Here is a 5,452-nt window from a genome sequence, read left to right as displayed (position 1 = left end):
TTGCGCATGTATTCGAGATCGCGCTTGACCGTTGCGGGAGAAACTTCGAGGCGCTCCAGGAAGGTCGAGAAGGGCACGATGCGGCCGCCGCTCAGAAGCTGATCTATGCGATAGAAGCGTTCGGTGCGATTCATGGATCTCCTCCGATTCCTTTGCGCCGCACTCCAATACCTGTTGCGGCGGCGACAGGCTCATCTGCTGAGCCAGCGCCATTCTAGACTGTGCAGGTCACATAAGTTTGGGAGGACGCATGACAACCATCGCGCAGTCCCTGCTGGGCATCCTGATCGGCGCCGGCGCGTCCTTAGCCGATCTGACTCTGATTCCGCCATCCGCCGGCCAGGATAGATCCGCCGACTATCTCACGCTCGATGAAGCGCTCGAGTCGAATTTCGCGTGCATCACCGAAGTTTCGGAAGGCGGCAGCGTTCCGGAAATCCGACTAGAACGGCAGCGACCACAAGGTCTTGCCCTTTGACGGCGAGGAACTCGTAGGCGCCAGGCAGAACCGCGTGCTCAATCTCACGATCATGGTCGGGCGGGAAGCAAGCTCATCATTCCGGTTTCATGCGTGGAGCGCGGACGCTGATCGTATCGCACGCGCGAATTCAAGTCGGCGAAGCGGAAGCTTTGCGCGAAGGCGAGAGCGGCAAAGTTCAAGGACGTTTCGGATGACATGAAATCCGCAGGTGGCCGGCGCGGCAACCAGAACAAGGTGTGGATGGATATCGAAGCCAAGCAAGTAGCGTTGAATGCCGTTTCCGAAACCGAAGCGATGAGCGGTATCTACGAGCAGCGTCAGGGTGATCTTGCGGGCTATGAGTCGGCTTTCACGTCGGCGCCAGGGCAAACAGGCGCGGTGTTCGTGATCACGGCAAAGTGCGCGGCGTGGAGCTGTTCGATTCCGCCGCGACCTTTGCCAGGTGCGTTGATTGCGGTAGTCGCGAACCCGGGCTTCGCACCGCTCGATCTTACTCGAACGCGATGCGGCCATGAGGACGAGCAATGAGCAAACTGCGCAGCGATCAATTCCACCCGTGGGTTCCGATCTTGCCGCCTACTTATCGCCGTGCTCGCCGGCGCTGGCATTGTGAAGGGATCGCACTGCTTTCCGCCGCGGCAGGCAAGTCCGGCCCGCATTGGGAATCCCCCGAGATTCGAGTCGCTCTCGCGAAACGCCTGCATATTCTGGTTGAGTGGCTCGATTGCCGGATCGTATCCGCGATTTCTGTCGCTGAGACACGCGATCGGCGTGATGTCGTCGTCTTCGATTACCTCGTTACCGCGTCGATCGCGCGACGCGAACGGTGCAGGGAGGCTACCTCAATGAAGATAGGGTAGTGCTATTCGATGAAGGCATGAGCGCGCGCCTCAGTTCCTTGCGCAGCAACCTGAAACGGCGATCGCGCTTAAGAAGCGCGTACGCGGTATCGACCAGCCACGACTCCCTGCTCTCGTGTTGCGCGAGGGGAAGAAACAAGTCGGCCTGAGCGGCCGCTGATCAAACGGCTCGGGCTTTCCGGGTTGCAACCTGGCTCGATCCCGAGCTTGTCAGAATTGCCCTGGCATGCCGATGCGCGGGGCTTCACCACCGCGGCCTACCGTCGGACCTTTACTCGCTCGTTTGGCGGCACGAAGACGATATGCGTCAGATCGCGCGGCTCGCTCCCCAACTCCTGCCGATCGCTGCACTCGGCCACGAAGATGATCTAACCAGCCCTTCTCCGCAACCGTTGGGCGCTCTCCGCGATTTGTTCGCGAACTCTTTCGGCAAGGCGACCTGGCGTTACCTCGTCCGCCATCGCGCGCGTATCTTCAACGTGCCCTGGAAGTTTTGCACCGAAGGAGATTCGTGGCTGAACGCGGCCGAATCCTATTTATTGGTATTGAGCGCGGCGGGCCTGCCTCCGCCTCCCCCGCCCGCAATAGTGCGCGCGCTGGTTGGGCGCCACCGGGAAATTCTATTCGATTGTGATTGTGACGTTCCCAGCAACGTCTTGGCCATCGCGTTACAAGAAGCAGACCGCAGGCGCAGACAGCCCGGGATGGAGCGATTTGTCGACGACTTCATGTCGGTTTGCCAATGGGCGGTGGAAAACGTGCATGCGGCTATTGAGGTAGACCGAAAGACGGCGTGGCACTCGCTGTTGAAACGCGCCAAGGAATGGGAGAGCAAGCAGCTCCTGCTTGCGCAAAATGAAGGCGTGGCCTGGGAGTGTCATTTCACCAGAGGAAAGCGCGATGATTTCGTGATCGAGCCGCTCAATTCCGCCGCCGCCGTGGTCGAGGAAGCATTTGCGATGCGACATTGCGGAGCGAAACACATCGAGGATTGCCGCGCAGGCGAACTGCGATTCTTCTCGGTGCGCAAACCCGAGAACGCAAAAGGCTGGCGACGCTTTCCATCGCTCGCGCCGCCGATGGGTTATGGCACGTCCATGAAATTGCAGGCTTCGCCAATCAGCCGGTCGGTAAGAAACTTCAGCAACTCGGTCAAGCTATCGCTCGCGATTATTCAACAGTCGGGGTGATCGGTACTAACACGATGGGTCTCAATAATCTGGCCGCGATGGAATCGAATCCATCCTCGGAACCGAAGCCATCTCAGGAACCCCCGAAGCCCTTGCCGAATCCGGAGGCCGAAGCCTCCTTGCCTTCAAATCGCCTGACGCCCTCCGAGATCGAATCGCTGAGGAACGAGAAAAAGCACTCGCTGGGGATAATGATGAAAGGCCGCGAGCACCTTATAGTTTAAGAAGCGCGGTACTGCTGGCAAATTGCATTAGTCGGTGTGTCTATCAGAGTCTTGGTTAGGACGCTGCAGCAGTCTCTGTAAGTCCACCGCATTGCGCACGCCGAAGTCCGAGTAGCAGTTATTGAACAAGACGTGCGTTTCCTCGGCCTGCTCCTGGAGCCGCTGCACCTGCCGCGCCAGCTCCTCAAGCTCCTCATCGCTGTAGAGGTAGTTGAAGCGTTCCGCCGCGGAGGACAAACCCCTGGCCTGCCACGTCTCGGCATTACGGCCGTGGAATCGCACCATCGCAAGGTTTGGGTTTGTTGCTTCCCAAATGGAAGGAATGCTGAAGGCAGTTCCCTGCGGCTCATCCACGGCCACATGCACGAAACCGTTTTCGCGTTCGAATCCGATGGTATCGGCTGCGTGCTTGTCGTTGAACCAGGTGTTGTTGCGGAACTCGGTTGCCAGCGTGTAGCCTTCTAGCATCCGGGCGCACAGCAGGATGTGTTCGATGTTGGTTCGACGCTTCACGAACCGCGGCGGAAACTGAAACAGCACCGCACCCAACTTGTTGCGGGCGCGCAGCGGCTCCATGGAGTCACGAAAGCGCTGCCACAGTTCGTCCGCGATCTCCGCCGGCAAATCCTGATAGTAGAAGTTTTCTTTGACGGTGCTGCCGAGCGCTTCCTTGAGGTCGGCGGGAAGCGTTTGCAGCCTCGTCTGATGCCCGGTGAAGACCCGGTAGCTTTTTATGTTGAAGGTAAAGCGGTCAGGCGTGCGCTCCGCCCAAAGCTGCGCGGTCCGCGGCAGCGGAATCGCGTAATAAGTGCTATCGACTTCGACCAGCGGGTAACGCTCCGCGTAATACTTGAGCCTGTCCTCGGCCTTCTTTGCGTCTTTCGGATACCTACCGGCTTCGAGGAGTGTTTTATCTGTCCAGGAGGCGGTGCCTACGGCTATACCCATCGTATCCTGATTCGGAGCGTTATCGTTGACCCGACATGTTGCGATGCCGCGGCTATTCGTAATCGTAAGCCACGGTGAAGCCGCTCGAGGCGGAAGATGCTGCCGCGCGCAATTGCGCGCGATCCCGTTGATTCCTGCTTCGCTGGATCGCAAATACAGCGACACTCGTTGACCGGTATTTGCAACGCGCGTCGGGCAAGGTTCTGGCGAGGGCGTCTTTCATACTATGCCCGCTAACCCGCGTGGATGCTCGATCCAGTATTCACTGCATAGAAGTTACCACGATTTTTACCACGGTTAGGGCACAAGTACCCTGTCCTGCCACTTGCCCAAGCTACCGCCAATGTCCTGCCGGTCTTGTTGTGGCCCGGTCTATCTCAAGCTAACGTGAATTCGCGTCGTCTGTCCGCCTATCCATTTTATAGAGGACGCTTCGGTCTCATTTAATCCCAATGACCATCCAGTTCGGTCCAACCAGATGCTCGACGCGGGTTTCGCGGAAGCCCGCCATGCGCATCCACTGCGAGCAGTCTTCCCCCGTGTAGTCGAATCCGCCCGGCGTCTCGATCAGCATGTTAAGGCTCATCAGCAGGCCGAGCGTGTTCTCCCGTCGGTCGTCATCAATGAGCGCCTCATGTACGATAAGCGCGCCACCGTCTGGCAGTGCCTTGTACGCCTTCTTGAGGAGCATCTGCTTCTCCTCCAGGTTCCAGTCGTGCAAGATGTGTCCCATCACGAGCACGTCCGCAGAAGGCAGCTTGTCGTTGAAGAAATCGCCGGGGTAGAAGCGCAGTCGCTCGCCTAGGCCGTGCCGCGCGACGTACTTTTCAAAAACCGGGCCGACTGCTGGAAGGTCGAAATTTCCGCCGGTCAGGTGCGGGTGCGCCAAGGCCACTTGCACTGGCAGCCCACCCTGCGCCCCACCGATGTCAATGAAGGTTTGATAGTCGCTCCAGGGAAACTTCTGCGCCATCGCTGTAGCGGCGCCGAGACTGACGCCGGTCATGGCGCGCAGAAAACCCTCAAGGCGCTCCGGCTCAGCGTATAAAGCATCGAAGAAATTGCCACCGCTCTTGGCTTCGTTTTGCGGTCGCCCCGTTTTCAAAGCCTCGGTCAGTGAACCCCAGAAGGGGTACAGGCGCGCGTTCGCCATTTCAAGCATCCCACCCATGTACGAGGGCTTGGTCCAGTCGAGAAACATGTCCGCCTCGGATGTGTTGGCGTAGAGCCCTTCGGCGTTGCGTTCCAGCATGCGCAGCGAAACCAGGGCATCAAGGAAGTCGCGTGAGCTGCGCGAGTGTAAGTTTAGCCGCTCGCTAACGTCCTTCGCAGACATAGGACCGCGGGCGAGTTCCGTAAAAAGTCCCAGTTCCACAGCGCTGAGCAGCGTCTTCGACGCCCAGAACCCGAGCCCCAATTCCATAATATGGTCTGGCGTCACTGTTCCGTTCATTCCTTCTCTCCTTTCGTCAGTCTTAAATTAGCACAGAGCCGTCGTACCGGGCGCGGTAGCCACAGCCTCATGGACAGACAAGACGCTGCTGAGTCGAGCTGGTATCCGAAGGAGGCAAAAAAGGCCGAGGACAGGCTTCAAATTCCGTTAGAGATTATTTCCGCGCTTATTCCCGACTACAAGAAAACATCAGTTGTCCGATCACGTCTGCTTGGTTAAGCTGCATGTTATCGCTTGCCCTTATTCTTGCCCCTAAACCAATGCTAACAATTGCCGGTCGTACCGCTGAATTCGCG

Annotated in this window: 6 protein-coding genes; 3 read left to right on the top strand and 3 right to left on the bottom strand. The window is 58.3% G+C overall.

Annotated features, from left to right (window positions below):
- The coding region (locus H0V78_12860) for a transcriptional regulator (GenBank protein ID MBA2352629.1) at positions 1 to 134 on the bottom strand (134 nt) is incomplete at its 3' end.
- A 116-nt stretch (positions 135 to 250) separates the two neighbouring features.
- Here H0V78_12860 and H0V78_12855 point away from each other — a divergent pair.
- The 3 genes from H0V78_12855 to H0V78_12845 all read left to right on the top strand — a co-directional run bounded on the left by H0V78_12855 (position 251) and on the right by H0V78_12845 (position 2,531).
- Positions 251 to 478 carry a hypothetical protein gene (locus tag H0V78_12855; protein MBA2352628.1) on the top strand — a complete coding sequence of 76 codons (228 nt, stop codon included), beginning with the start codon at positions 251 to 253 and terminating at the stop codon, positions 476 to 478.
- 198 nt (positions 479 to 676) lie between these two features.
- Positions 677 to 1,009 carry a hypothetical protein gene (locus tag H0V78_12850; GenBank protein ID MBA2352627.1) on the top strand — a complete coding sequence of 111 codons (333 nt, stop codon included), beginning with the start codon at positions 677 to 679 and terminating at the stop codon, positions 1,007 to 1,009.
- A 919-nt stretch (positions 1,010 to 1,928) separates the two neighbouring features.
- Positions 1,929 to 2,531 carry a hypothetical protein gene (locus tag H0V78_12845; GenBank protein ID MBA2352626.1) on the top strand — a complete coding sequence of 201 codons (603 nt, stop codon included), beginning with the start codon at positions 1,929 to 1,931 and terminating at the stop codon, positions 2,529 to 2,531.
- A gap of 251 nt (positions 2,532 to 2,782) precedes the next feature.
- Here the strand turns inward: H0V78_12845 and H0V78_12840 are convergent, their stop codons facing one another.
- Together H0V78_12840 and H0V78_12835 are read right to left on the bottom strand one after the other, a co-directional pair.
- Positions 2,783 to 3,703, bottom strand: a complete 921-nt coding sequence (locus H0V78_12840) for a DUF72 domain-containing protein (GenBank protein MBA2352625.1) — start codon at positions 3,701 to 3,703, stop codon at positions 2,783 to 2,785.
- A gap of 439 nt (positions 3,704 to 4,142) precedes the next feature.
- Positions 4,143 to 5,156 carry a methyltransferase gene (locus tag H0V78_12835; GenBank protein MBA2352624.1) on the bottom strand — a complete coding sequence of 338 codons (1,014 nt, stop codon included), beginning with the start codon at positions 5,154 to 5,156 and terminating at the stop codon, positions 4,143 to 4,145.
- Positions 5,157 to 5,452 lie beyond the last annotated feature (296 nt).

The sequence above is a fragment of the Burkholderiales bacterium genome (assembly GCA_013695435.1).
Taxonomy (GTDB): domain Bacteria; phylum Pseudomonadota; class Gammaproteobacteria; order Burkholderiales; family JACMKV01; genus JACMKV01.
The sequence above is the reverse complement of the archived record's forward strand: the minus strand, read 5'-3'. Positions and strand labels throughout refer to the sequence as shown.

What these genes read in the sequence shown, in the direction of transcription:
- H0V78_12855 (MBA2352628.1), top strand. Translation starts at nt 251, where the DNA reads ATGACAACCATCGCGCAGTCCCTGCTGGGCATCCTGATCGGCGCCGGC.
- H0V78_12850 (MBA2352627.1), top strand. Translation starts at nt 677, where the DNA reads ATGAAATCCGCAGGTGGCCGGCGCGGCAACCAGAACAAGGTGTGGATG.
- H0V78_12840 (MBA2352625.1), bottom strand. Translation starts at nt 3,703, where the DNA reads ATGGGTATAGCCGTAGGCACCGCCTCCTGGACAGATAAAACACTCCTC.
- H0V78_12835 (MBA2352624.1), bottom strand. Translation starts at nt 5,156, where the DNA reads ATGAACGGAACAGTGACGCCAGACCATATTATGGAATTGGGGCTCGGG.